The organism is Leclercia adecarboxylata (assembly GCF_006874705.1).
Taxonomy (GTDB): domain Bacteria; phylum Pseudomonadota; class Gammaproteobacteria; order Enterobacterales; family Enterobacteriaceae; genus Enterobacter; species Enterobacter adecarboxylatus_C.
In genome coordinates this window covers 1201722-1227355 of record NZ_CP035382.1, presented here as the reverse complement: position 1 = coordinate 1227355, position 25634 = coordinate 1201722, and the positions used below count along the sequence as shown (strand labels likewise).

The following is a 25634-nucleotide window of genomic DNA, read 5'->3' as shown; positions in this document are numbered from 1 at the left end:
CTTATCCGGCCAGAGCCAGCACCGCGCGGGCTGTCGTCTCTTCCGTCACCAGGCCATTGATACGGCGACCGTTCAGTGCGGCATAAATCGCATCGGCTTTCTCTTCTCCTCCGGCGACCCCGACGATGACCGGCAGCTGCGCCAGTTCATCGAGGGTGACGCCAAGTAATTCCCGGTGGATCTCCAGCTCTTCTACCCGCTCGCCGTTGGCGTTAAGGAAATAGCCCAGAATGTCGCCCACCGCGCCTTTACGGGCAAACATCAGCTGCTCGCCCTCGCTGATATAGCCGGAGCGCAGTATGGTGGCGTCCCGGCGCTGGTTCACTGAACCAATCCCCACCACCGCCACATCGGCAGCGGTGGCGGCGAGGATCACGTCCCGCACGCTGGTTTCCCGCTTTAAGATCCCGGCCACTTCCGCCGAGGACACCCGCAGCGGGGCGGGGATCATGCTGATACTACAGGCGGCATCCAGCTGGCCGATGCCGGTCATGTAGGGCCCGACGCCGCCGGAGAGGGTCACCAGCCGCACCTGCTGGGAGCTGATAAAGCCGCTTAAGTGCTGAATGCAGCTCATGGTGGTTTCACCAAATCCCACCGCCAGCAGCTGGCCGGGTTCCAGCACGCCCATGAGCGACTGCGCGGCGCCAATCCCTAAGCGCACGCTCATCGGCGGGGTGTTGAGGGCCGGCAGCACGCGGGTAAGCCGCAGGCCGAAACGCTGTTGAAGCTCGGTCTCCAGCGCCAGACAGCCTTCGTAGCGGGAGTTGATCTGCACGCGGATCACCCCGGACTGTCGACCCTTTTCCAGCAGCCGCGAAATCTTGAGCCGCGGTAATCCCAGCCGCTCGCCGATATCGTTCTGCGTCAGGCCGTCGTGGTAGTAGCACCACGCCACGCGCGCCACCAGTTCCTCTTCCGTCAGCGCCAGTCCGGCAAATCGTCCCTCTTCGGCAACGCGTTTCTCAGCCATATTTGAACTCTTATCAAAATTTAGATCATATGTTCGCCCTGCCGCAGGATGAATGTGTGAGCCACACGGCAAAACGGATATTCCGGAATGTTTCTGCATTATCGGGATCATATCCATAAAACTGTGATCCCTGCACGGTTGTAAATATAGTTCACCGTCTACGCTTTTGAACATTATTAATTTGAAAAATCATTTGTTCAATAGCGGAGCGATAATGACAGCACTTATCGAGGCGCGCGGGATCCAGAAGCAGTTTTCCGGCGTTCCTGTATTGAAAAACATTGATTTCACTCTGCTTGCGGGCCAGGTGCATGCCCTGATGGGCGGCAACGGCGCCGGGAAATCCACCCTGATGAAGATTGTCGCCGGGGTCGAAACTGCCGACCGCGGTGAACTTTCTATCGCCGGTCAGCCTTTTGCTCGCCTGAAGCCAGGCCAGGCGCACCAGCTCGGCATCTATCTGGTGCCGCAGGAGCCGATGCTGTTTCCGAATCTCAGCGTGCGGGAAAACATCCTCTTCCGTCTGCCGCGCGGGCAGGCCACCGCCCGGCGTCTTGCCGATAAGCTCGAGCAGCTTCAGTGCCAGCTCAATTTAGAGGCCGCCGCCAGCACCCTGGAGGTGGCGGATCAGCAGATGGTGGAGATCCTGCGCGGGCTGATGCGCGAGGCGAAGATCCTGATCCTCGATGAACCCACCGCCTCGCTGACGCCCGGCGAAACCGAACGCCTGTTCCGCCAGATCCGCGCCTTACAGGCGACGGGGGTCGGCATCGTCTTTATCTCCCACAAGCTGCCCGAAATCCGCCAGCTCGCCAGCCACGTCTCGGTGATGCGCGACGGGGCGATCGTCCTGAGCGGCGAAACCGCGCAGTTCGATGACAACGCGCTGATCGCTGCCATGACCCCGGTCAGCCGCGACCAGGGCCTGAGCGACACGCAAAAGCTGTGGCTGGCCCTGCCGGGCAATCGCCGCACCCAGGCCCAGGATTTTCCGGTGCTGCGGGTAGAGAGCCTTACCGGGGAAGGATTTATCGATCTGAGTCTTGAGATCTACGCCGGGGAGATCGTCGGGCTGGCCGGATTAGTGGGCTCCGGGCGCACCGAGTTTGCCGAGACGCTCTACGGCCTTCGCCCGCCGCGTGGCGGCAGGATCTGGCTCGAAAACCAGCAGATCGACAACGATCCGGTCAGCACCCGGCTGGAGAAAGGGCTCGTCTATCTCCCGGAGGACAGGCAGGCGTCCGGCCTGTTTCTCGATGCGCCGGTACGCTGGAACACCGTTGCCCTTAACGAGCCTTCCCTCTGGCAGCAGCGCAAGCGCGAGTCGGCGGTGGTGGAGCGCTATCACCGGGCGCTGGGGATCAAACTCAATAGTGCCGATCAGACCGTGCGCACGCTGTCGGGGGGTAATCAGCAGAAGGTACTGCTGGCGCGCTGCCTGGAGGCCAATCCGCTGCTGCTGATCGTCGATGAGCCGACCCGCGGGGTGGACGTCTCGGCCCGCGCCGATATCTATCAGCTCATCAAAAGCGTGGCGGCGCAAAACGTGGCGGTGCTGATGATCTCCAGCGACATGGATGAGTTTCCGGGCCTCGCGGACCGCGTGCTGGTGATGCATCAGGGCGTGCTCAGCGGAGAACTGCCGCGTCACGCCGTCAGTCTGGATCGGATGATGGCTCTGGCCTTCGGAGGGCAGGCATGAAAACACTGCTGAAAAACCGCGAACTTACTGCGCTACTGGCGATCCTGGCCCTGTTTGTGGTGCTGGTGGCGCTCAACCCGGCCTATCTCAGTTTGCAGACCCTGGGGATGATCTTTGCCAGTTCACAGATCCTGATCCTGCTGGCGCTCGGTGCCGGGCTGGTGATGCTGACCCGCAACATTGACGTCTCGGTCGGCTCGATAGTCGGGCTGTGCGCCATCGCCGTGGGAGTGGCGCTGAACAACGGTTACGGCCTGCCGGTGGCGATCCTGTTTGCGCTGGCCATCGGGGCGCTGGCGGGCGCCTTCAACGGCCTGCTGGTGGTGGGGCTGCGCATTCCGGCGATTGTCGCCACTCTCGGCACGCTGGGGCTGTGGCGCGGGGCGATGCTGCTCTGGACCGGTGGGAAATGGATTGAGGGCCTGCCGGTGAGCCTGAAATCCCTGTCGGAGCCGGTGGCGCTCGGGGTCTCTCCGCTGGGTATCGTGGTGCTGGTGATTGCCGCTCTCGGGGCATGGACGCTGTCGCGCACCGCCTTTGGCCGCGATTTTTACGCCGTCGGGGATAACCTTGCCGCCGCCCGCCAGCTTGGCGTGGCGGTCAACCGCACCCGGATGGCGGCCTTCACCCTCAACGGCGTGCTGGCGGCCTGCGCCGGGATCGTCTTTGCCGCACAGATCGGCTTCGTACCGAACCAGACCGGCAGCGGGCTGGAGATGAAAGCCATTGCCGCCTGCGTGCTGGGGGGTATCTCCCTGCTCGGCGGCACCGGGACCTTAATCGGCGCGCTGCTGGGGGCCTTCTTCCTGACCCAGATCGATACCGTGCTGGTGCTGTTCCGCCTCCCGGCCTGGTGGAACGACTTTATCGCTGGCCTGGTGCTGCTGGGGGTGCTGGTGCTCGACGGGCGGCTGCGCCAGGCGCTGGCGCGTCATCAGCGGGCGCTGAAGTACGGCCGCTTCCAGCCGGGCAACAAAGGGGGGAAGCACGTCACCCCGTTTCGCAAACGCAACAAAGAGGTGGCGTAAATGAAGCTTAACTGGGAGTGGGCGCTGCTGCTGTTACTGGTGCTGGAGATCCTGCTGTTTGGCACCCTCAACCCGCGGATGCTCGACATCAACATGCTGCTGTTCAGCACCAGCGATTTTATCTGTATCGGCATCGTGGCGCTGCCGCTGACGTTAGTGATCATCAGCGGCGGGATCGACATTTCGCTCGGCTCGACCATCGGCCTGTGCGCCATCGCGCTGGGGGTGATGATGCAGTCCGGCGTGCCGATGGCGGCGGCGATCCCGCTCACCCTGCTGCTCGGGCTGCTGTGCGGGCTGTTCAACGCGGCGCTGATCCACTACACCGGCATCAGCCCTTTAGTGATCACCCTCGGCACGCTCTACCTGTACGGCGGCGGGGCGCTGCTGCTTTCCGGCATGGCCGGGGCCACCGGCTACGAAGGCATTGGCGGCTTCCCGGAGAGCTTCACCGCCTTTGCCAACCTGACGGTTATAGGGCTGCCGATCCCGCTGGTGCTCTTCGCGTTCATCACCTTCTTCTTCTGGCTGATCGTCCACCGCGGGCGTTTTGGCCGCCACCTGTTTCTGATTGGGCAAAACCCGCGCGCGGCGCGGTATGCGGCGCTGTCGGTGAACGGGTTGCCCTATGCGCTCTATGGCCTGGTGGGCGTGGCCTCGGCGATCGCCGCCCTGGTGATGGTCTCCTATTTCGGCTCGGCGCGCTCCGATCTGGGGCGTGACCTGCTGATGCCTGCGCTCACCGCGGCGGTGCTTGGCGGGGCGAATATTTATGGGGGTTCAGGTTCGGTACTGGGTACGGCGCTGGCGGCATTGCTGGTGGGGTATCTGCAGCAGGGGTTACAGATGGTCGGCATCCCCAACCAGGTGTCGAGCGCGCTGTCAGGGGCGCTGCTGGTTGTGGTGGTGATGGGGCGTTCGCTGAGCTTGCACCTTGAAGGGGTGCGGTCTCTTCTCACAAAAAATACCCGGAGCGTATGATGAAAATAAAACTGATGGTGCTGGCCGTGGCGTTAAGCGTGGCGACGGCGCAGGCGGCGGATCGCATCGCGTTTATCCCGAAACTGGTGGGGGTCGGCTTCTTTACCAGCGGCGGTAACGGCGCAAAAGAGGCGGGTAAAGAACTGGGGACGGAGGTCACCTATGATGGCCCGACCGAGCCGAGCGTCTCCGGGCAGGTGCAGCTGATCAATAACTTCGTTAACCAGGGCTACAACGCCATTATCGTCTCGGCGGTGTCGCCGGATGGGCTCTGCCCGGCGCTGAAACGCGCCATGCAGCGCGGGGTGAAAGTGCTGACCTGGGATTCCGACACCAAGCCGGAGTGCCGCAGCATCTACATCAACCAGGGCACTCCGGAACAGCTCGGTGGTCTGCTGGTGGACATGGCCTCGAAGCAGGTCACCAAACCGGCCGCCAAAGTGGCCTTCTTCTACTCCAGCCCCACCGTTACCGACCAGAACCAGTGGGTGAAAGAGGCGAAAGCCAAAATCGCCAAAGATCATCCCCAGTGGCAGATCGTCACCACCCAGTTTGGCTATAACGATGCCACCAAATCCCTGCAGACCGCCGAGGGGATCTTAAAAGCGTACCCGGATCTGGATGCGATCATCGCCCCGGACGCCAACGCCCTGCCAGCGGCGGCCCAGGCAGCGGAAAACCTGAAGCGGGAAGGGGTGGCGATTGTCGGCTTCAGCACGCCAAACGTGATGCGTCCGTACGTCGAGCGCGGCACGGTGAAAGCCTTCGGCCTGTGGGATGTGGTGCAACAGGGCAAAATTGCGGTCAATGTCGCCGATCGTTTGCTGAAAAAAGGCGATCTTAACGTGGGCGACAGCGTGGAAGTAAAAGATATCGGCGCCCTGAAGGTCGAGCCGAACAGCGTCCAGGGCTATCAGTATGAAGCGAAAGGCAATGGCATCGTGCTGCTGCCGGAGCGGGTGGTGTTCACCAAAGAGAACATCAACAACTACGACTTCTGACAGGGGGGAACATGGCTGATTTAGACGACATCAAAGAGGGTAAGAACTTTGGCATCGACCGGCCGCAGCAGAACGTGCCCTTCACCCTGAAGGGCTGCGGGGCGCTGGACTGGGGAATGCAGTCGCGGCTGGCGCGTATCTTTAACCCGGCCAGCAATCGTACGGTGATGCTGGCCTTCGATCATGGCTACTTTCAGGGGCCGACCACCGGGCTCGAGCGTATCGATCTCTCCATTGCGCCGCTGTTCGCCGAAACCGACGTGCTGATGTGTACCCGGGGCATTCTCAGGAGCCAGGTGCCGCCCGCCACCAACAAACCGGTGGTACTGCGCGCCTCCGGGGGGAACTCGATGCTGGGCGAACTTTCCAACGAGTGCGTGGCGGTGGCGATGGAGGATGCCCTGCGGCTGAACGTCTGCGCGGTGGCGGCGCAGGTCTATATCGGCAGTGAGTATGAGCACCAGTCGATCAATAACATCATCAAGCTGGTGGATGCGGGCAATCGCTACGGTATGCCGACTCTGGCGGTGACCGGGGTCGGTAAGGAGATGGCCCGGGACGCGCGCTACTTCTCGCTCGCCAGCCGTATCGCCGCCGAGATGGGGGCGCAGTTTGTTAAAACCTATTATGTGGAAGAAGGGTTCGAGAAAGTGACCGCCAGCTGCCCGGTGCCCATTGTTATCGCCGGGGGCAAAAAGCTGCCGGAGCACGAGGCGCTGGAGATGTGCTTCCGCGCCATCGACCAGGGCGCGTCGGGTGTCGATATGGGGCGCAATATCTTCCAGTCCAGCGCGCCGCTGGCGATGCTGAAGGCGGTGAAGAAGGTGGTGCACGAGAAGATGAGCGCCCGCGAGGCGTACCAGTTCTGGCAGGAGGAAAAACAGGGAGAATCACAATGAACGTGACTTTAGTGGAGATCAACATTAAGCCGGACCGGGTGGACGAGTTTCTGGCGGTGTTTCGCGCCAACCATGAAGGGGCGATCCAGGAGCCGGGCAACCTGCGGTTCGACGTGCTGCAGGATCCGCGGGTGAAAACCCGGTTCTTTATCTACGAGGCTTACAAGGATGAGGAGGCGGTGCTGGCGCATAAGCAGACCCCGCACTATCTGGCGTGCGTGGAGAAGCTTGAAGACCTGATGTCGGAGCCGCGTAAAAAACGCTGTTTTGTCGGCTTAATGCCGGCGTAGCAATTGTGCGGACTGATACCCGGTGGCGCCACCGGGCACCAGTCCGCACAATTCGGGGTCAGTTTGGATATTAAAGATTATTGTACGTTAAGGTTTTTTTTAACCACTCAGGTGTGAGAAAACCGCTCTCTGAGCGGATTCTCGTATCTTGATGAGCGATGCTGAGATCTTCTCTAAAACGATCTTAAGAAGATCCTTCTGAATCTTTGATCGTGATAGTATAGGTTTTGTCGAAATCTCCTGTTTTTGAAAGCATTCCGCCACCTAAGCCGCCATGTATTCGTACTTTAGCTATACCTGCTTTTGTTGGTGTCCCCCTAATCTGAATGCAATTATTGAATTCATTAGCATCACAATACTGTAGGTGGAGACCTAAATTATCTGGATAAATATCTCCTGCAATGACTTGCTTACCATAAATATCATAAGAAAGAACTACTCCACCAAATATATTTATTTGGTTATAATAGGGTACCCCAACAGTTGCGTCATGAAGAGTTTCTCCTTCTGGAGTAAATTCTGCCTGTAACGAACAGGCGGATAATAAAAACAAAGATACAATAAAAAATGTTTTTCTCATTTTCATTTCAATGGTTTAAAAACCATTCCTCCAAAAAACCTGTTAATGAAAAATTGCAGATCTCTTTTAGGCTTTATCCAGTTTCTTGTTTTTCCCCAAGAAAATAAATTCAAACTAACATATCCATTATCACCTTGCGTTACAGAACCATCCCATACAACCCAGTGCGTAGGTAACGTTGTGGGATTTGTACTACCTTCAAGCAAGCCATCATTTATTAATGTCACGACTTTATAACCTTGCTCTACATACTTATTTAGATCTCTGATTCCCTGGACACCTGCCTGAGTGATTCCTACATTACTAAAAACTATTTCATAACCGGCCTTTTCAAACCACTCCGTCAGTGTTTGCCACATTGTGATCCCCGCCACTGGAGAATCAAGAGCATCAAAGCTCAGCACAGTATTCTCTGAATCCCTTAGCCCGGCCAGCGTCATCCAGTCAGTACCGGCTATCTTTGGCCTGCCGTCATCAAAGTAAAATGTACCTGTTGGGTGGCGACAGCCTTCACCAGGTGAGATGATTAAGTCACCTATTTTAGTTTTCCCGTACCGCCAAAGTTCACGGGAAGCTTGCGCATACACATCAGGGCGATCCTTTTGCAGACAGTAAAAAAATGCAGCAGGTCCACATACACTAGCTGCTATTTGATTAGGAAAATCAAATCCGTTAAATCTTTCATCTATTTGACGTTCTATTAAATTTTTATCAAAAGGGTCTTTGGGATTACCAATGGGGTATTCTTTCGCAATAAATGGTCGTTCCGGGATGGTGATTTTAATTTGTTTTGTTTCGCCACCCTGACTCTCAGGCTTCATTGTCCCTTTTGATTCAAAATAGCAAGGGTTCTCCCGCTTCACCGGAGACCAGGCTTTGCCTGATGCAAATTCTTCCAGCGTGTACATTTTAGTGAACGGAACAGGCGTTACACAGTGCGTATGCAACATGGTTTTTCGATAAAGTTTCATTTCCATAATATAAATTGTCGAGAGTGACTCATTTATATTTCCGGTCATGTGACTCTGTGTTTCATAATTGCCCAGAAACGGCTGTTGCTTCACATCCACCAGGGGGAATTTATTCCTGCTGGAGTCCATGCGATAAATGCACAGGTCATACAGCAAAGAATCAGCCGGGACATTAGAGTTAATACGGGTACTGAGATGGTAAACAGCCATAATTAATCCATTAATATATGCAGGTTAATATTTTCAGCGGATTCAGCATAATGCCATCCCGTAACCCCGTGTTCATTGGTAACGCCAGCTTCAGAACGCCCGTCCGGGAACATCAGGGTGTAGCGACAGCTTACCATTAGCTGACCATCGTCACCGGCACACTGAAAGCGAATACAGTTCCGGGCACCGGAATCCTGTGCCTGCTGCGCCGGTACAGGCGACTGACAGGTATTGCGGGAGGTCAGAGAGCCAGTACCTGTGCTGGTAGACTGCGTGGCTGAACCGTAAACATAGTGGTCGGGGCAACGGCACAGCACCCTGTCACCTGTGGCAGCATACGCTTTGCCTTCTTCTGCCCAGTCCTGTGCGGAGGCTAGGATTTCAAAATACCCGTTGCATTTGCGGCATGATGCCTTGTCGCCGGTCCGGGCTATTGCTTTACTTCCTTCAAACCAGGACGCAGTCGCTGAAATGATTTCTCCGTTACTCGTTTTATCACCAAGACAGGCCAGTGCTCTTGCCATCATTAATCCCTCAATATATAGGCGGTTATCCTCACTGGCATCATACAACAATCACAACTTAACCAAAATTACCCGTTTCTGATTGCCGATGTAGTGCCTGAATGCGGCATATCCGGGAGGGGCTGTACCCTGTCACATCTGCCGTTTCACGGATACTCAGTTTCTTGACCTGCCGGTAGTACAGGACTTTCTGGTGTCGTTCCTGATCGGCCTGTTTTCCCCGGTATTTTCCCAGTGTATGAGCCCGTTCGATTCCCTGTTTGCCGCTGGCGGCTCAGCCAGTCCTTATGTGACATTGCGGCCAGTATTACTCGACCACTACAATCCGCGGGTGAATACCCGGTTATTTATCTACGAGGCTTACAAGGATGAGGAGGCGGTGCTGGCGCATAAGCAGACCCCGCACTATCTGGCGTGCGTGGAGAAGCTTGAAGACCTGATGTCGGAGCCGCGTAAAAAACGCTGTTTTGTCGGGTTGATGTCGGCGTAAAAAATGCCCGGTGGCGGCTGCGCCTTACCGGGCCTACGGGATGGTGCGGGTGGTTTTGTAGGCCGGGCAAGCGCAGCGCCGCCCGGCGTTTTTCAGGCCAGCGCCAGCAGCTGGACCCGCGCCGTGGCCCCCGGCATCAGCCGCTGCAGGTTGCTGACCAGCTCATCCCCGGCCGCTTCCAGCGCCGCTAACGGCATGGCGGGCAGGCTTTCGAGAATAAACCACATGGTCTGCGCCTGGCTGTCGAGCCGGGTGCGGAATCCTTGCCGCCAGTTCCAGCGTCGGCAGGTCACTCCCACGTCGTCGCGCCAGATAACTTCGCCCGCATCGGGATGCTCCACGCCCGGCTGACCCTCTTTAACGGTGTCAAAAGGCTCACTGCCGTCGGCCAGCGTCAGGCGCGGTGCCCCGGAGTAGGCGGCAAGGTTTTCACCGCCTACCGGAATGGCATAGCGGATGCTGATCGCATTGTAGATATCCACCACAGGATCGAGCGGCGGCAGCGTGCCCTCTTTCAGCACCCGCTTGCGCAGGGCGCTGGCGGAGCAGGGAGTGCGTTTCGGTTTGGCGCCAAAGGCTGTAAACACCTCATCCCAGGCGGCGAGATGGGCCTGCGCCCAGGGAAAGTCATCGTTTAACATTTGCTGGCAGGCCTGATCTAACGCGGCAGAGGCTACGCCGGGAGCAGTAATGGGCGCGGCTTCGACCACGATGCTCAGCGCGCGGAACCCCGGCGCGATCCCGGCAAGACGCGGATCTATTGACGGCGTGAGGAGGGGCATAAATAATCCTGTATCGACTGTTTTATACCATGGTAATGACCAGTGACCGATAAAGTCAATATAATGACTGCGCAGGGCGCAGATGTGGCCCAGGTAAGCCTGGCGGTCGCGAACCGTATCCGCAACTGGCGGAAAGAGAAAAAGCTGTCGCTGGATGAGCTCTCGCGTCGCGCCGGCGTCAGCAAGGGGATGCTGGTGGAGATCGAAAAAGGGGCCGCCAACCCCAGCATTGCGATCCTCTGCAAACTGGCGGCGGCGCTGGGCGTGTCGGTGGCCGATATCGTTAACGTCGCCAGCGAGCCGCAGGTGCACATTATTGAGGAAGCGGCGATCCCGGTGCTCTGGCAGGGCGAGAAGGGCGGCAGCGCCCGATTGCTGGCAGGCACCGCTGGCCCGGATATGATTGAACTCTGGCGCTGGGAGATGCAGCCCGGGGAGAATTTTAGCTCGCCCGGTCATCCGGCAGGCACCTTTGAACTGCTTCATGTCGAGGCGGGGGTATTAACGCTGAAGATTGAACAGAGCATCACGCAGGTGAACGCTGGCGCGTCGGCGGTAGCGAAAACCGAAGCGGCGCACAGCTATGCGAATGAAGGGAAGAGCGTGCTGCGGTTCACCATGACGGTGGCGGAGTTTCACCGTTAACATGAGATGCCGGGGGCGCTACGCTTGCCCGGCCTACAAAATTCCGCAGAATCATGTAGGCCGGGCAAGCATCGCGCCGCCCGGCGCTTTTTACGCTTCAGCCACGCTCACCCGCAGCGCCGCCAGCGCCTTACGGGCTGCTTTCAGCACCTGCTCACACTGCTCAACGGTCAGCGTCAGCGGCGGTTCAATGCGAATGGTTTTCGAGTTGTTGAGCGTTCCCGCCACCAGCACCCGCTGGCGGAACATCTCACTCGCGAAGCTGTAGCCGGTTTCGTTATCGACAAACTCAATCGCCATCAGCATCCCTTTGCCGCGCGCGTCCTGCACCAGGTCCGGGTATTCACGTCCCAGCTGGCGGAAGCCATCCAGCAGCATGTCGCCTTTCTGCTCCGCCTGGGCGGGCAGGTTCTGCTCCAGCAGCACGTTGATGGTCGCCAGCGCCGCGGCACAGGCCAGCGGATTACCGCCAAAGGTGGTGGTATGCAGGAAAGGATTGTCGAACAGCACCGAGAACACCTCTTCGGTGGCGACCGTGGCCCCGATCGGCATCACGCCGCCGCCCAGCGCTTTGGCCAGGCACAGAATGTCCGGCTGCACGTTCTCGTGCTCGCAGGCAAACATCTTGCCGGTACGCCCCATCCCGGTCTGCACTTCGTCGAGGATCAGCAGCGCGCCAAACTCATCGCACAGCTGACGCACCGCCGGCAGATAGCCCACTGGCGGCAGGATCACCCCGCCTTCGCCCTGGATAGGCTCGAGGATCACCGCGGCCACGTCGTCGCCGGTTTTACGGCATTCGGACAGCGCGGAGCGCATGGCGTTAATGTCGCCGAACGGCACGTGGCGGAAGCCCGGCAGCAGCGGCATAAACGGCTTACGGAAGGCGGATTTCGCCGTGGCAGAGAGGGCACCTAACGACTTGCCGTGGAAAGCGCCGCTGGTGGCAATAAAGGTGAATTTCCCGCGCGGCGACTGGTACGCCTTGGCGAGTTTGATCGCCGCTTCGACCGATTCCGTGCCGCTGTTACAGAAGAAGCTGTATTTCAGTTTCCCTGGCGTCAGTGCCGCCAGCGTTTTTGCCAGCATCGCCCGCAGGGGATCCAGCAGTTCCTGGCTATGAAGGGGTTGTTTTGCAAGCTGATTTTGTACGGCGGAAACCACTACTGGATTACGGTGCCCCACGTTGAAAATACCAAATCCACCCAGGCAATCTATAAACTCCTGTCCCTGGGTGTCGACAAGCGTATTCAGACTCCCCGCCTGCCACTCTACGGCTCCGTAATCCCCGCCTGCTGTTACAGATTTTCTGTATTCCAAAAACCCGGGATTTACATGCTCTTTGAAGTAATCAATCACCTCGCGGTTAAGTTGTTTCATCTCCTCATGATCAAGCGTTCGCTTCTCAATGAGATTCAATGCGTGCGCGGTACAGGCCAGGGCCGACGCGCTGGAGGGTAACCTGTTCAAGATGTGCTCCCGGGAATGGCGTATCACATGATACTGGATTAAGTATTGCAGGCTTTGCGCCACTTCCGGTGAGGGGGCAAAAATCGGGATAAACGCCAGGTTAAAATAATGTTACACAATATTTAATCATGCGAAACGGAATTTAGACGGCAACGCTTCGGCATTTTCCGGTGTCAGAATGCGCGTTTGCAGTGCATTCGCCCTGTTTTAGTGCGGTTGGGTCTCGGACAGGCGGATCGGGCGATCCCCCTTTGGGAGTAGTTTCAGAGCGAAATCATTTAATATCAATACATTAGAAAAACACACAAAAAATGCGGTTTAGTCGCGTTTTGCGATCTCAGGCATGTTTAACAACTAAAGATAAAACCGTTAACGCCGAAAAATCTTTACGCTACAAAAATAACATTCAAGTAACCTGCAAGGGATGCCTATGTCGCCTCAAAGATTTGTCACACAGTGTGAATACCCGCTGAATGATGACACCACCCTGATGTCCACCACCGATCTGCATAGCTACATTACCCAGGCCAATGACACCTTCGTCCAGGTAAGCGGGTACTCGCTGGGCGAACTGGTGGGTCAGCCGCACAACCTCGTTCGCCATCCTGACATGCCAAAAGCCGCCTTTGCCGACATGTGGTACACCCTGCAACAGGGGGAACCCTGGAGCGGTATCGTGAAGAACCTGCGTAAAAATGGCGATCACTACTGGGTGCGCGCTAACGCCGTGCCGATGGTGCGCAACGGCCAGACCACCGGGTATATGTCCATCCGCGTGAAAGCGACCCCGGAAGAGATTGCCGCCGTCGAACCTTTATATAAGGCACTGAATGAAGGGCGCTGTAATAAGCGGGTGCATAAGGGGCTGGTGGTGGCGAAAGGCTGGATCGGCAAGCTGCCGGCGATGCCGCTGCGCTGGCGGGTGCGCAGCGTGATGAACCTGCTGTGGCTGGTGCTGGCGGGAGCCCTGTTCGCCACCGGTGCGAGCTGGGCGGCAATGGGGGTCAGCGCGCTGGTGATGCTGCTGGGAACAATGCTGTTTGAGCAGCAGATTGTGCGTCCGGTCGAGAACGTGGCGCGTCAGGCGCTGAAGGTGGCAACCGGCGAGCGCAACAGCGTGGAGCATCTTAACCGCAGCGACGAGCTGGGGCTGACCCTGCGTGCGGTGGGGCAACTCGGCCTGATGTGCCGCTGGCTAATCAATGACGTCTCCAGCCAGGTAGTGAACGTGCGTGACGGCAGCGACCAGCTGGCGAAGGGGAATGATGACCTCAACGATCGCACCCACCAGACGGTGTCAAACGTGAAACAGACCGTGGAGACGATGAACCAGCTGGCGATGACGGTGCAGAACAACACCCGAACCGCGGTGGATGCCGATAAGCTCTCCATCGCCGCCAGCGACGCCGCCACCGAAGGCGGGCACGCGATGCAAACCGTGGTCAACACCATGGACGAGATTGCCGACAGCACCCAGCGTATCGGCTCGATCACCAAGCTGATTAACGACATTGCCTTCCAGACCAACATCCTGGCGCTGAACGCGGCGGTAGAAGCGGCCCGGGCGGGCGAGCAGGGGAAAGGCTTTGCGGTGGTGGCCGGGGAAGTGCGCCATCTGGCCAGCCGCAGCGCCAGTGCCGCCAACGATATCCGCAAGCTGATCGACGCCAGCGCCAGCAAAGTAATGTCGGGTTCCGAGCAGGTGCATGCCGCCGGACGCACGATGGACGATATCGTGGAGAAGGTGCAGAACGTCACCCGGCTGATCGCGGAGATCAGCCAGTCGACCTCGGAGCAGGCCTCCGGGCTGTCGGAGCTGACCCGCGCGGTAGCCGAACTGGATTCCATTACCCAGAAAAACGCCGCGCTGGTGGAAACGAGCGCGCAGGTTTCCGCAATGGTGAAGCACCGCGCGAAACGTCTGGAAGATGCCGTCACCGTGCTCCATTGAGTCAGTAACGTTCCAGAAAGCCGTTTGCTCCTGACGGAGTGAACGGCTTTGTTATTTGTGAGTTGTGATTATTTTTATCGGTTACTGTTAATGTAATATTAAATAACTAAAAAAAACGCCTCAGTTAATTATTCCTGCCTAAGTCAGTTTTCCCCGATGCTCTGTCAAAAATCCCCGTTTCCGTGGTTACGTAACGATCGATGCGGCTAAATTAATAGCTCACGCCTATCTGTTGTCGGAATTATGGAAGAAAAAAGCGATCAAAGTCATAAAGTTAGCGATGAAGTTACCGATAACGCTGATCGTCTGAGAAATAATCACATCGATGGAGTAAATATGTTCTTACATGACGTAAAAATCGGCACGAAATTATTTCTGGCGTTTGGGTTCTTTATTGTCCTGATGGGGATAAGTGCAAGTTTATCCCTGTTGAGCCTTAATCGGGCAAATAACGGGATGCAATCCATTATCACCAGCGATTATCCCACCACGGTAAAAGCGAACCAGTTAATCGACAACTTCCAGGAATTTATTAGCACCCAACAGCTCATGCTGCTGGACGATCGGGGCACGTACAGGGCCCAGTCAGAACAGCAGCTGAAGGCGATCAGCGAACGTATCACCGGGATCCTCGGCGACCTGAACAGTGCCCTGCAGGATAAAGCGTCCCAGCAGGTGCTGAGCGATATCCGCGGGGTACGCCAGCAGTATCTCGACTCCCGCTACCGTATCCTGCAGGCGGTGCAGAGCAACGATCGGGCGGGTGCGATTCAGGAGATGATGACCAATACCCTCAGCCTGCAGCAGGCCTATAAGGCGAAAGTGCAGGAGCTGATTGCCATACAGAACACACATATGCAGCGCGCAGGCGTGGAGGTAGACGGCGACTTCAGAACCAACCGCCTGCTGCTGATCCTTATCACTCTGTTCAGCGTGGCGGTGGGCAGCCTGATGGGATGGTTTATCGTGCGCTCGATTACCCGCCCGCTGGGCGAGGCGGTCAATTTTGCCCAGTCTATTGCCGATGGCGATCTCACCGGGAACATCGCGTCGCACGGTAAGGACGAAACCGGCCAGCTGCTCTCTGCGCTGATGGAGATGAAAAACCGTCTGCTGGAGATTGTGCAGCAGGTACAGTTCGGCTCGGAAAATATCTCCACCGCGGCGGCGCAGATTGTGGCGGGCAACCAGGATCTGGCCGCGCGGACGGAAGAGCAGGCCAGCTCCGTGGAACAGACGGCAGCGTCGATGGAGCAGATCACCGCGACGGTGAAAAACACCGCATCACATACCGGTGAAGCCACTCATCTCTCCGCAGATGCGGCTCGGGTGGTGAAAAGCAACGGCGAGATGATGAAGCAGGTCACCAGCAAAATGCGCCTGATTAACGAGACCTCCAACCGGATGTCCGACATCATCAACCTGATCGACTCCATCGCCTTCCAGACCAATATTCTGGCGCTGAACGCGGCGGTAGAGGCGGCGCGCGCGGGTGAACACGGCCGCGGCTTTGCGGTGGTGGCCGGTGAAGTTCGCCAGCTTGCCCAGAAGAGCGCCACCTCGGCCAGTGAAATTCGCCAGCTGATTGAGAGCTCAACCAGCCAGACCCAGGACGGGATGGCGCTGGTGGAAAAAGCCAGCGGGCTGATTAACGGCATGGTGGGTAACGTCGAGGAGATGGATGGCATCCTGCGCGAGATCCGCCAGGCAAGCCATGAGCAGACGGAAGGCATCTCGCAGATCAACAGCGCGATTGGCCTGATTGACTCCACCACCCAACAGAACTCCGCCCTGGTGGAGGAGTCTGTCGCGGCGGCCTCATCCCTTAACGAGCAGGCGATAAACCTGAAAGATCTGGTGAAAGTGTTCCGCGTTCGCGCAGAAGCCACCGCTTAATCCAGCTGGGAGATCTCCAGCGCCGCGCGGTCGATCACGCCGATAATCTGTTTGATCTGCGCGTCGCTGGTCTCTTCCTGATTCACCTTCAGATCCAGCACCGCCTTGAAGTTATCCAGCGCCCGCTTCATCTGCGGGTTTTTACGCAGCTGGAATCCCACGCAGCGTGCTTTGACGCGCTCCTGAATGTGCTCCAGATGCTCCAGGTTTTCCTCCAGCCACTGCTGTCCGGCAAGGGTAATTTCAATCTTTTTACGCCCGGTCTCCTCCTCGGTGAGGGTGATGAACTGCTGATCCTGCAGAAAATCGAGCGTCGGATAGATCACGCCCGGGCTGGGCGTGTAGTTGCCCTGAGTCAGGGTCTCAATCGCCTTGATCAGCTCGTAGCCGTGGCTGGCGTTGCGGGTCAGGATATCGAGGATCACCAGGCGTAATTCGCCGTGCCCAAAGAAACGCTGACGGCGGCCGCCGCCGTGATGGTGCTCGCCGCCCCGTCCGCGGTGGTGGTGCTCGTGGTTGTCGCTGCCGTGAGAGTGTCGCATCGTCTTTCTCCGTGTTTTTGATATATCTAATTTATATCTAAAATGTGAAAAGTAGCAATGCCAGTAAAAGATATTAATGTAATTACTTGAAATTAAACTGTTTAATTTTTTCTTTTTGAATCAATACACGCGATCGCAGACTATATCAAAAAAATTCTTGCAATCTGTTTAATTAGCAATCATTATCATTTAACTTTCATTTTCGATATATCTGTTTCACTTTCACGAAGGCAAATTATGACCACATCCCGCTACCCCCAACGTGTCCGTAACGACCTGCGCTTTCGCGAGCTGAACGTGCTCCGCGTTGAGCGCGTCAGCGCCGGTTTTCAGCGCATCGTGTTAGGCGGCGAGGCGCTGGAGGGCTTTAGCTCCCGCGGCTTCGACGACCATTCCAAGGTCTTTTTCCCGGAAAAGGGCACGACCTTTGTGCCGCCGGTGGTAACGGACGAGGGCGTGGACTGGGGTGATAGCGTGCGTCCGCAGGCGCGGGATTACACCCCGCTGTATGACGCGGCCCGTCACGAGCTGGCGCTCGACTTCTTTATCCATGACGGTGGGGTGGCAAGCAGCTGGGCGGTAGAGGCGAAGCCGGGAGATACTCTCTCCATCGGCGGCCCGCGCGGTTCGCTGGTGGTGCCGGAAGATTACGCCTGGCAGCTGTACGTCTGCGATGAGTCGGGCATGCCCGCGCTGCGCCGCCGTCTGGAGGCGCTGCGCGCGCTGCCGGTGCGCCCGGAGGTTCACGCCGTGGTGACCGTTGCCGATGCCGCCTGTCAGGACTATCTGGCCCACTTAAGCGAGTTCAACATCAGCTGGGTGGTGGGGCATAACGAGCAGGCGGTTGCGGATCGTCTGGCGACGCTCAGCGTGCCGGCAGAAGATTACTTTATCTGGCTGACCGGGGAAGGGAAGGTGGTGAAAAACCTGAGCCGCCTGTTTGAAACCGACGCCATCGATCAGAAGCTGGTGCGTGCCAGCGCATACTGGCACGCCAAATAATCAGGCCACGTCGTCGAGCTGCGCTTCGCTGACCTGATGTTCGAGCGAGGCGCGCACCTCGTGCAGGGCCTTCTCCTGCTGGGCAAAGTAGGCTTCCATATTGCTCAGCGAGGAGACCAGCAGCCAGGACTCCTCTTTTTCCAGCTCCGCCAGCTCGCTCAACAGGGTGTCGATCTGCTCCCGGACCTGGGCCATCTTTTTGCGGATACGCGTCAGGTCGTTCAGTCTGTCGCTGGCCATCAGCGGCTCCAGCCCCTGATGCAGACGGGCTACCAGAGAGCGGATCGCTTTTACATCGCCACGCTGCTTCGCCTGGTTCAGCTGCACCATCATGGCGTTCGCCTCTTCCTTCAGCTCGTCCGCCACCAGATCCGGGTGACAGAGCTTGCTCGCCTGGCGCCAGAGCCGTTTTAGCTCATTCTGATCCTCTTCCGACAGATCCTTGCCCTTGCGCAGGCGGATCTCCGCTTCATGCTGCTGCTCGCGGTATTTTTCATACTCGTCATTGGCTTCGTCCCGCGCCTGACGGGCGGGCTCCTCTTCGCGGGTTAAGCCTGTTTCCAGCTCCTGGGCTTCGGCCAGCAGGTTGGCGATGAGGTTGCTTTGCTGTTGCAGATGCTTACGCGCCGCGGCGGCCTGCACCGAGTCGGCGGGCAGATCGCGCCAGTGTCGGGTCAGCGTGGTCAGCACCTCCACCGCCTGAGCAACGTACTGCTGGCAGCGGCGATAATCCGCCTCCCGGCGGCGCGCCTCCGCCTGCTGGCGGCGCAGATTAAGCTCCGCCAGGGTTTTGCGCAGGGCGAGGATCTGGCTCATCAGCGGGCCGAGACGGGTGAGGTAGATATCGTTAAATTCATCCAGCTGCTGAACGCGGGCGTTACGCCTGTCGATCAGATCGCGCAGGCGTTCTTCCAGCGCTTTCAGCTCCAGCTTGCTGGCGGCCAGCTGCGGATCGCGCCACGTTGTCACGGCACGCTGGCTTTGCAGCCAGTGGGTAATGGCCGCCATCGCCCCGGTGTAGTTTTTCTGCTCAAGCGCCACGACGATCGCCCGCAGCTCCTCGTCAAAGGCTTCGCTTTTCAACCGTGCCAGCTGACTCTCGATGATGTCGTCATCTTCCAGTTCAATGGCATTTTTAATGATTTCCAGCCGTTTGATCGGTGTGCTCATGATGCTTTTCGCTTTGGCGCTTAAGTATTTGAGTTAAGGATAGTTGTCAGGAAAACAACAGGGAATAATACACATGTCTGATGAATGGCGCGACGGGGGAATGCGTTAATTTTGCGCCAGGTAATGGTATGAGGGTTATGCGACTCCCACCTCCAGTACTACGACTTTTCGCGTTTTTTCATAAATCCTGCTTATAGTTACTCTCCGGTATTTAACCGCAATTACACTATTTTTCCGGTCAAATGTTTCAATTACGTAACATAAAACAACATTTTATGTTTAAGTTGTAGGTTGTTAATGGGGAAAAGTGGAGAAAATGTGTGATCTATCGATAAGCTTGTAGATAGTATTAGCTCTACGTAATATGCATTAGAATATTCGGTAAACAAATATTAGCGCCAGCGATGGCGGGGCGATGATAGTTGTTAACCCTTCACTCCCTTTACATGTTCGTAATCCCATAAAACTGTTGTCCCTGGCAAAGTCATGCAGGAAACAAAAATACTGACTTGTGAATCAAGAGTAATACCATGAAAAATTATGATGATTTGCAGCGTTTTAAGGATAAAACGCGCACCGGTGACATCCACTTTAAGGACCTGTCAGCGCAAAACAAACAGGCCTCAAGCAGCAGCTGGGCGATTATCAACCAGCTGGCGGGTGTGGACAGTGACGCAGTGCTGGCTAAGGCTGGCAGCGTTGCGGTGCCCGTGCCGCAGGCCGTTAAGCCCGGCGAACTGGATGCTGCTTTTGCCAGCCTGACGAAGACGCCCGTGGCGGAGCCTGCCGGTTCAGCCCCGTCTATCCTGCAGAGCATAACCAGCGGCAGCGCAGATAAGGAGGCGCAGACGCAGCTTCATCCGGCGTCACCCTCTTTGTTCGATCAGCTGCGCCCTGAGGCGGCCCCCCGCGCGGTCGTGAAAGAGACGCCTGTTGCGGCGGCGCCATCCGCATTCCATTCAGCACCCGCGCTGGCGCCGGTACCTGCATCTGTACCCGTACCTGCTGCGGCAGTGAACACGCCGAAACCGGCGGAGCCGGTGCGCTTTGAGCAACTGTTCGCGACTAAAACGTCCGGGCGTGCCAGCCATCCGGTGAAAGATCTTCCGTTACAACCGCTCCTGGAGAAAATCGCTTCATGCCGTTAGTGTGTATTTGCTCGCCAAAAGGCGGAGTAGGGAAAACCACGGTCACGGCCAACCTCGCTTATGCTCTGGCACGTTCCGGCAATAAAGTTCTGGCCATTGACTTCGATGTACAGAACGCGCTGCGTCTGCATTTTGGCGTGCCCTTGTCTGACGGGCGCGGCTACGTTGCGCGTGCCAATGAGTCGGCAGACTGGAGCCAGTCGGTGCTGACGGCGGGCAGCAATATGTTCGTCCTGCCCTATGGCGAAGTGACGGAAGAACAGCGCCTGATCTTTGAGCATAATCTGACCAGCGACAGCAACTTCCTGGCGCGAGGCTTAAGCTCCCTGCTGAACTACCCGGGGCTGATCATCCTGGCCGATTTCCCTCCAGGGCCGAACCCGGCGCTGAAGGCGATCTCTCCGCTGGCCGATCTGCATCTGGTGACCCTGCTGGCCGACACCGCATCACTGTCTCTGCTGCCCCACATCGAAAATCACCGGCTGACCGGCGGCGAACCGCCAGAGAACAAGGCCGGATACTATTTCCTGGTTAACCAGAGTGACAACCGGCGCCATATCAGCCGTGACGTCACCGCCTTCTTACAGCAACGCCTCGGTGACCGCCTGCTTGGTGTGATCAACCGGGATGAAAGCGTGCCTGAGGCCAATGCCTCACAGCAATCGATACTGGATTTCAGCGCCACCTCGGCGGCTGCGTTTGATATCGAGCTGGTGAGTAAGCGTATCGCGGGTATTTTGGGTATCCAGGTCGGTGACGGCGCCGTGCACGCCAGCCTGAGAACCTCCAGTTTCTGACGACAATTTCAGGACGTCCTATGAAAAAGGCGCTGTTTTATCTACTGCTATTGGTCTTAGCACCCATCGCCGTATTAATTATTATCACCCCAATGGATAGCCAGAAGCAGTATATCTTCGGTCTAATCACTATCGGGGTACTATTCCTGCTGGGCTTTAGTAAACATCATCGTATATCGATAATCATGATGGTGGTGGCGGTATTAATGTCCACCCGATATATCTGGTTCCGCGCCACGCAGACGCTGCACTTTAATTCCGAAATAGAAACCATACTGGGCATCGGGTTATTTCTTGCCGAGCTCTACATCTGGGTAATTATTATTTTAAGTTACCTGCAAAACCTGTTTCCTCTCCAGCGCAAGATTGTGCCGCTACCCGATGATATGGCGCAGTGGCCGACGGTGGATATCTATATTCCGTCATACAACGAAAGCCTGGAGGTGGTGCGCGATACCGTACTGGCGGCGCAGTGTCTCGATTACCCGGCAGACAAGCTCAAGATCTATCTACTGGATGACGGTAAACGCAGCGAGTTTGCGGTGTTTGCCGCCAACGTCGGGGTAGGGTACATCACGCGTAACGATAACTCCCACGCCAAAGCCGGTAACCTCAACCACGCCATGAAGCTCACAAAAGGCGAGCTGATCTGCGTCTTTGACTGCGACCACGTGGCGACGCGTATCTTCCTGCAGGCGACGGTCGGGGCCTTCCTGATCGATCCTAAACTGGCGCTGATGCAGACCCCGCACTACTTCTACTCGCCGGATCCGTTCGAGCGTAACCTTTCCGCAGGCCGCGATATCCCTAATGAAGGCCAGCTGTTCTACGGGCAGATCCAGCGCGGTAATGATAACTGGAATGCCACCTTCTTCTGCGGCTCCTGCGCGGTGATCCGTCGCAGCGCGTTAGAGGAGATTGGCGGCTTTGCGGTGGAGACCGTGACCGAAGATGCCCACACCGCGCTGAAGATGCAGCGTCTGGGCTGGAAGTCGGCCTATCTCGATATCCCCCTGGCGGCAGGGCTGGCGACCGAGCGTCTGGTGGTGCACGTCATTCAGCGTACCCGCTGGGCGCGCGGCATGACGCAGATCCTGCGTGTCGATAACCCCCTGTTTGGCCGCGGCCTGAAGTGGCAGCAGCGTCTTTGCTATCTGAACGCCATGCTGTCGTTCCAGTTTGCTCTGCCGCGCGTGGCGTTCCTCACCGCCCCGCTGGCTTACCTGCTGTTTAACCTGAACATTATCCACTCCTCGGCGAGCCTGATTTTCGCCTACATGTTGCCGCACCTGTTCCTCTGTATTTATGTGAACTCGCGGGTCAACGGGCGTTTCCGCTACAGCTTCTGGGGGGAGATCTACGACCTGGTGCTGGCCTTCCATCTGGTGTTGCCGACGGTGATTACCCTCATCTTCCCGAAGCGCGGCAAGTTCAACGTGACGGATAAAGGCGCCCTGCTGGATGTGGGCTACTTCGATTTCAGTATTGTCCGCCCGCACCTGATCATTGCGCTCCTGCTGGCGGCAGGAGTCATTGCCGGGATTGTGCGCGCCGTCGCCTACGACTACTTCAGCGTGGATCCGATGGTTATCGCTCTCAACGTCGGCTGGGGCCTTTACAGCCTGATCTTCCTGCTGGCGGCCATTGCCGTGGCGCGGGAAACCCGCCAGACGCGTAAAACTATCCGTATCGATGCCAACGTGCCGGTGGTGATCCACTACGCCAGCGGGATCTCCTCGCGTAGCCATACCCTGGATCTCTCCATGGGCGGCTGCCGTATTGCGGTCGTGGACGATCGTCACCTGACCGATGAAATCGAAGAGATTGAGCTGCAGCTGCAGTCCGGGGCCATCAGTATTCCGGTCAGCGTGATTGCGCACGATGAGCAGTATATTCGCCTGATGTTTGCCGAAATCCCGCTGGATCGCCGCCGCGAACTGGTGCGGGTGGTACTGGCGCGCGCCGATGCGTGGATCAACCCGCCAAAACAGCAGGACAACCCGTTCCGCTCGTTGTTGATCATTATTCGCAGCGTATTCGATCTGTTCTGGCTGACCTGGAAAGACCGTCGTGATAAGCGTCGTCGCAGTCATGAGGACGCTCGCCGCAGGAATAAAGCCAACGAGGATACCGCTGTATGAAAGGGATGACCCGTAAAGCGCTACAGTTGGTGCTGATGTTCGGCGTGCTGGTGCAGCCGGTCACGGCGGAAGAGCCGACCACCGTCGAATCGCTGCTGCCGGTGGATCTCCCGCCGCCGGTAACGGACGCCGCGCAGCCCGCTGCTGATGCCGCGCCTGCTGCGGACGAAGCGGTTCCGGCGGCCCTGCCTGCTCCCGATACCCTGCCAGCCTTCCAGACCCCGCCGGTGACGGAGGCTGTTCCGACGCCGGATGCCGCGCCTGCGATGCCGGCACCGATGGGCATCACTCCTGGCACCACCAGCAGCATCACCGTTGCCCAGATGGGACAGCCAAACGGCGTGGTGTTGAGCGGCGGCCAGCTGCAGGGCGGGATCGATTTTACCCTCTCGGCAGATCAGGTGATCACCAACGCCCAGCTGGAGCTGAACCTGAAGGTCTCCCCGGCGATGGCGGCACGCAACACCACCCTGCAGCTGATGCTCAACGGCCAACCGCTGGGGACAGTGCCGCTGGGCTCCGCCGACAGTAATGTCTCGAACTATCAGCTGGATATTCCGGCGGCTATGGTGGTGTCACGCAACAACATTAGCTTCAAAATCAATGACGGCGATGCACTGCTGTGCCAGCGCGATCTGTCGGACAGCTACCAGGTCACCATCATGCCGAACACCCGGCTGGATCTGGAGGCGCAGCAGCTGAATATCGGTGCGGATCTGAGTCACTTCCCGCGCCCGTTCCTCGATGAAATGCAGATGACGCCCACCCGGCTGACCTTCGCGTTTCCGGGCAAAACCCTGCCGGAGCAGGTAGGGGCGGCGGCGCTGATCGCCTCCTGGCTGGGCATCGAAGCAGACTATCGCGGTATTTCCTTTGATGCGCTACATGACCAACTGCCGGAAAAAAACGGCATCCTGTTGGGTAAACCGGGTGAGTCTATCGGTGGGTTAACGCTGCCGGCCTCGAACGGGGCCACGCTGCACGTGGTCGATAACCCCGTTAACCCGATCTACAAGCTGCTGCTGGTGGTGGGCAATAACGAGCAACAGCTGAGAAGCGCCGCGTGGCGTCTGACGCGTGGGCAGTTCCACGCCCAAACCACCAGCCTGCCGGTTGAGGCGCAGAACATCCCGCTCAGCAAACCCTATGATGCCCCGCGCTGGATCGCCACCGATCGCCCGGTGCTCCTGAGCGAGCTGATGCGTAAGGATCAGAGCCTGACGGTGACCGGCATCTGGCACGAATCGCTGTCCCTGGCATTCCGTGCCGCCCCCGACCTGTTTATGTGGGATGGCGACACCATTCCACTGAAAATTTCCTATCGGTTCCCGTCCGAGAGCTGGATTGACGAGCAACGTTCGTACCTGTCGATGACCTTCAACGGCGCGTTCCTGCGTAACCTGCCGGTCAATAAACAGGGGCTGCTCGAAAGCCTGTGGCATAAGCTCGGCGGCGATGCGCGCCAGGAGCATATTAATATGCCGCTGGAGCCGTACCTGATCTACGGTGACAACCAGCTGCAGCTCTATTTCAATATTGAGACCAAAGAGGCCGCGCCATGCAGCGTGCTGCTCAATAACAACATCAAGAGCCGTATTGACGAAGACTCCAGCATCGACCTGAGCAAAACACGCCACTTCACGCTGCTGCCGAATCTCTCTTACTTCGTCGGTGCGTCGTTCCCGTTCACCCGCCTGGCGGACTTCTCGCAGACGGTGCTGTTGCTGCCGGAGAACCCGAGCGAAAGCGAGATCGGCACCCTGCTGGATCTCTCTGCCCGTTCCGGTAACGCTACCGGCACCGCGCTGAACAATAACCGCGTGATCTTTGGTCTGCCGTCCGGCGGGGCGAACCTGCTGCGCCTGAGCGAAAGCGACGTGCTGGCGGTCTCCTCTCTGGATCAAACCGCCTTTAACCGCGCCCTGCTGGCCCAGTCGCCGTTTGTCAGTAACGAGCACACCTTTGGCGTGCGCGAGCCTAAGCTGCTGGAAAAAGTGCAGAGCTGGCTGGAGGGCGACTGGAACGCGTCGGGGGTTGATGCTGACCGCTACTTCTCGTCGAACGAGTCCTGGCGCGGCTTTGTCAGCTTCCGCTCTCAGTGGAACCCGGAACGTCTGGTGGTGATGGCGATCGGCAGCAACGACGAACAACTTTCCCGTCTGCATACCGACCTCAACTCCGCCCGCATCAATGCCGGGATCCGCGGCGATACGGCGATCATCACCGATGAGAACGGCGTGCGCAGCTTCCGCGTTGGCCCGCAGTTCCCGAGCGGCCAGATGCCCTGGTACATGATGGTGGTGTGGTATGCCACGCAGCACTCCGCCATGCTGGCGATTTTTGGACTGCTGTTCGCGACGATTATTGGCCTGAGCCTCTACTCGTTACTGAAAAAACGCGCGCACAAACGTCTTAACCCACAGGATTCAGATCGTGAGTAA

22 protein-coding genes and 2 pseudogenes are annotated in these 25634 nt (G+C 57.8%); 15 read left to right on the top strand and 9 right to left on the bottom strand.

The window, feature by feature from the left end; translation table 11 throughout:
• Position 1: 1 nt before the first annotated feature.
• Positions 2-973, bottom strand: a complete 972-nt coding sequence (gene lsrR / locus ES815_RS06770) for a transcriptional regulator LsrR (RefSeq protein WP_142487188.1) — start codon at positions 971-973, stop codon at positions 2-4.
• A gap of 214 nt (positions 974-1187) precedes the next feature.
• Between lsrR and lsrA the strand changes: the two genes are divergently transcribed.
• Genes lsrA through lsrG form a run of 6 tightly spaced genes read left to right on the top strand, consistent with a single transcriptional unit; the run spans position 1188 to position 6874 of the window.
• A complete protein-coding gene (gene lsrA / locus ES815_RS06765) occupies positions 1188-2675 on the top strand; it encodes an autoinducer 2 ABC transporter ATP-binding protein LsrA (protein ID WP_142487187.1) in 1488 nt (495 codons plus the stop codon).
• A complete protein-coding gene (lsrC, locus tag ES815_RS06760; protein WP_142487186.1) occupies positions 2672-3703 on the top strand; it encodes an autoinducer 2 ABC transporter permease LsrC in 1032 nt (343 codons plus the stop codon). The genes lsrA and lsrC overlap by 4 nt, the downstream gene beginning before the upstream one ends.
• On the top strand, positions 3704-4684 hold the full coding sequence (lsrD, locus tag ES815_RS06755) for an autoinducer 2 ABC transporter permease LsrD (protein ID WP_142487185.1): 981 nt from the start codon (positions 3704-3706) through the stop codon (positions 4682-4684).
• Positions 4684-5685, top strand: coding sequence for an autoinducer 2 ABC transporter substrate-binding protein LsrB (gene lsrB, locus ES815_RS06750; RefSeq protein WP_142487184.1), 1002 nt, complete (start codon positions 4684-4686; stop codon positions 5683-5685). Before lsrD ends, lsrB begins: the two co-directional genes overlap by 1 nt.
• Before the next feature lie 11 nt (positions 5686-5696).
• Positions 5697-6584 carry a 3-hydroxy-5-phosphonooxypentane-2,4-dione thiolase gene (gene lsrF, locus ES815_RS06745; protein WP_142487183.1) on the top strand — a complete coding sequence of 296 codons (888 nt, stop codon included), beginning with the start codon at positions 5697-5699 and terminating at the stop codon, positions 6582-6584.
• Positions 6581-6874, top strand: coding sequence for a (4S)-4-hydroxy-5-phosphonooxypentane-2,3-dione isomerase (lsrG, locus tag ES815_RS06740; protein ID WP_142487182.1), 294 nt, complete (start codon positions 6581-6583; stop codon positions 6872-6874). Before lsrF ends, lsrG begins: the two co-directional genes overlap by 4 nt.
• 184 nt (positions 6875-7058) lie before the next feature.
• Here the strand turns inward: lsrG and ES815_RS06735 are convergent, their stop codons facing one another.
• The 4 genes and pseudogenes from ES815_RS06735 to ES815_RS23945 form a co-directional block, all read right to left on the bottom strand.
• Entirely contained in the window at positions 7059-7454 is a 396-nt protein-coding gene (locus ES815_RS06735; protein WP_142487181.1) for a hypothetical protein, read from the bottom strand.
• Between the two features lie 2 nt (positions 7455-7456).
• On the bottom strand, positions 7457-8635 hold the full coding sequence (locus ES815_RS06730) for a hypothetical protein (protein ID WP_142487180.1): 1179 nt from the start codon (positions 8633-8635) through the stop codon (positions 7457-7459).
• A gap of 2 nt (positions 8636-8637) precedes the next feature.
• Positions 8638-9159, bottom strand: a complete 522-nt coding sequence (locus ES815_RS06725; RefSeq protein WP_142487179.1) for a PAAR domain-containing protein — start codon at positions 9157-9159, stop codon at positions 8638-8640.
• A 58-nt stretch (positions 9160-9217) separates the two neighbouring features.
• Positions 9218-9467: pseudogene (locus ES815_RS23945) on the bottom strand (resolvase); the annotation flags it as partial.
• A 14-nt stretch (positions 9468-9481) separates the two neighbouring features.
• Here ES815_RS23945 and ES815_RS06715 point away from each other — a divergent pair.
• Positions 9482-9649, top strand: a pseudogene (locus tag ES815_RS06715) (antibiotic biosynthesis monooxygenase); the annotation flags it as partial.
• Between the two features lie 92 nt (positions 9650-9741).
• Here the strand turns inward: ES815_RS06715 and ES815_RS06710 are convergent.
• Entirely contained in the window at positions 9742-10431 is a 690-nt protein-coding gene (locus ES815_RS06710; protein WP_142487178.1) for a B3/4 domain-containing protein, read from the bottom strand.
• Between the two features lie 63 nt (positions 10432-10494).
• Between ES815_RS06710 and ES815_RS06705 the strand changes: the two genes are divergently transcribed.
• Positions 10495-11076: a helix-turn-helix domain-containing protein gene (locus ES815_RS06705; protein ID WP_409518833.1), complete on the top strand. Its 582-nt coding sequence runs from the start codon at positions 10495-10497 to the stop codon at positions 11074-11076.
• A 90-nt stretch (positions 11077-11166) separates the two neighbouring features.
• Here ES815_RS06705 and ygjG read toward each other — a convergent pair whose 3' ends face one another.
• Positions 11167-12546 carry a putrescine aminotransferase gene (gene ygjG, locus ES815_RS06700; RefSeq protein ID WP_185902392.1) on the bottom strand — a complete coding sequence of 460 codons (1380 nt, stop codon included), beginning with the start codon at positions 12544-12546 and terminating at the stop codon, positions 11167-11169.
• A 430-nt stretch (positions 12547-12976) separates the two neighbouring features.
• Here ygjG and ES815_RS06695 point away from each other — a divergent pair, with 430 nt between their 5' ends.
• Both ES815_RS06695 and ES815_RS06690 read left to right on the top strand, forming a co-directional pair.
• Positions 12977-14497 carry a PAS domain-containing methyl-accepting chemotaxis protein gene (locus ES815_RS06695; protein ID WP_142487175.1) on the top strand — a complete coding sequence of 507 codons (1521 nt, stop codon included), beginning with the start codon at positions 12977-12979 and terminating at the stop codon, positions 14495-14497.
• Positions 14498-14833: 336 nt separating this feature from the next.
• The gene (locus ES815_RS06690) at positions 14834-16393 is read left to right on the top strand and encodes a methyl-accepting chemotaxis protein (protein WP_142487174.1); all 1560 of its coding nucleotides are present in this window, start codon (positions 14834-14836) and stop codon (positions 16391-16393) included.
• Here ES815_RS06690 and ES815_RS06685 read toward each other — a convergent pair.
• Positions 16390-16935, bottom strand: coding sequence for a PadR family transcriptional regulator (locus tag ES815_RS06685; RefSeq protein ID WP_142487173.1), 546 nt, complete (start codon positions 16933-16935; stop codon positions 16390-16392). The genes ES815_RS06690 and ES815_RS06685 overlap by 4 nt on opposite strands.
• A 237-nt stretch (positions 16936-17172) precedes the next feature.
• On the opposite strand from ES815_RS06685, the gene ES815_RS06680 reads away from it, so the two are divergent.
• The gene (locus ES815_RS06680; RefSeq protein ID WP_142487172.1) at positions 17173-17937 is read left to right on the top strand and encodes a siderophore-interacting protein; all 765 of its coding nucleotides are present in this window, start codon (positions 17173-17175) and stop codon (positions 17935-17937) included.
• On the opposite strand, the gene ES815_RS06675 is transcribed toward ES815_RS06680, so the two are convergent.
• Complete coding sequence (locus ES815_RS06675; RefSeq protein ID WP_142487171.1) at positions 17938-19107, bottom strand: DNA repair protein; 1170 nt, start codon at positions 19105-19107, stop codon at positions 17938-17940.
• Positions 19108-19637: 530 nt separating this feature from the next.
• On the opposite strand from ES815_RS06675, the gene bcsO reads away from it, so the two are divergent.
• From bcsO to bcsB, 4 genes are read left to right on the top strand one after another with little or no spacing between them, the layout of a single operon-like run.
• A complete protein-coding gene (bcsO, locus tag ES815_RS06670) occupies positions 19638-20255 on the top strand; it encodes a cellulose biosynthesis protein BcsO (RefSeq protein WP_142487170.1) in 618 nt (205 codons plus the stop codon).
• A complete protein-coding gene (gene bcsQ, locus ES815_RS06665; protein WP_142487169.1) occupies positions 20246-21052 on the top strand; it encodes a cellulose biosynthesis protein BcsQ in 807 nt (268 codons plus the stop codon). The genes bcsO and bcsQ overlap by 10 nt, the downstream gene beginning before the upstream one ends.
• A 20-nt stretch (positions 21053-21072) precedes the next feature.
• The gene (gene bcsA / locus ES815_RS06660; RefSeq protein WP_142487168.1) at positions 21073-23193 is read left to right on the top strand and encodes a UDP-forming cellulose synthase catalytic subunit; all 2121 of its coding nucleotides are present in this window, start codon (positions 21073-21075) and stop codon (positions 23191-23193) included.
• Complete coding sequence (gene bcsB, locus ES815_RS06655; RefSeq protein ID WP_409518824.1) at positions 23190-25634, top strand: cellulose biosynthesis cyclic di-GMP-binding regulatory protein BcsB; 2445 nt, start codon at positions 23190-23192, stop codon at positions 25632-25634. Before bcsA ends, bcsB begins: the two co-directional genes overlap by 4 nt.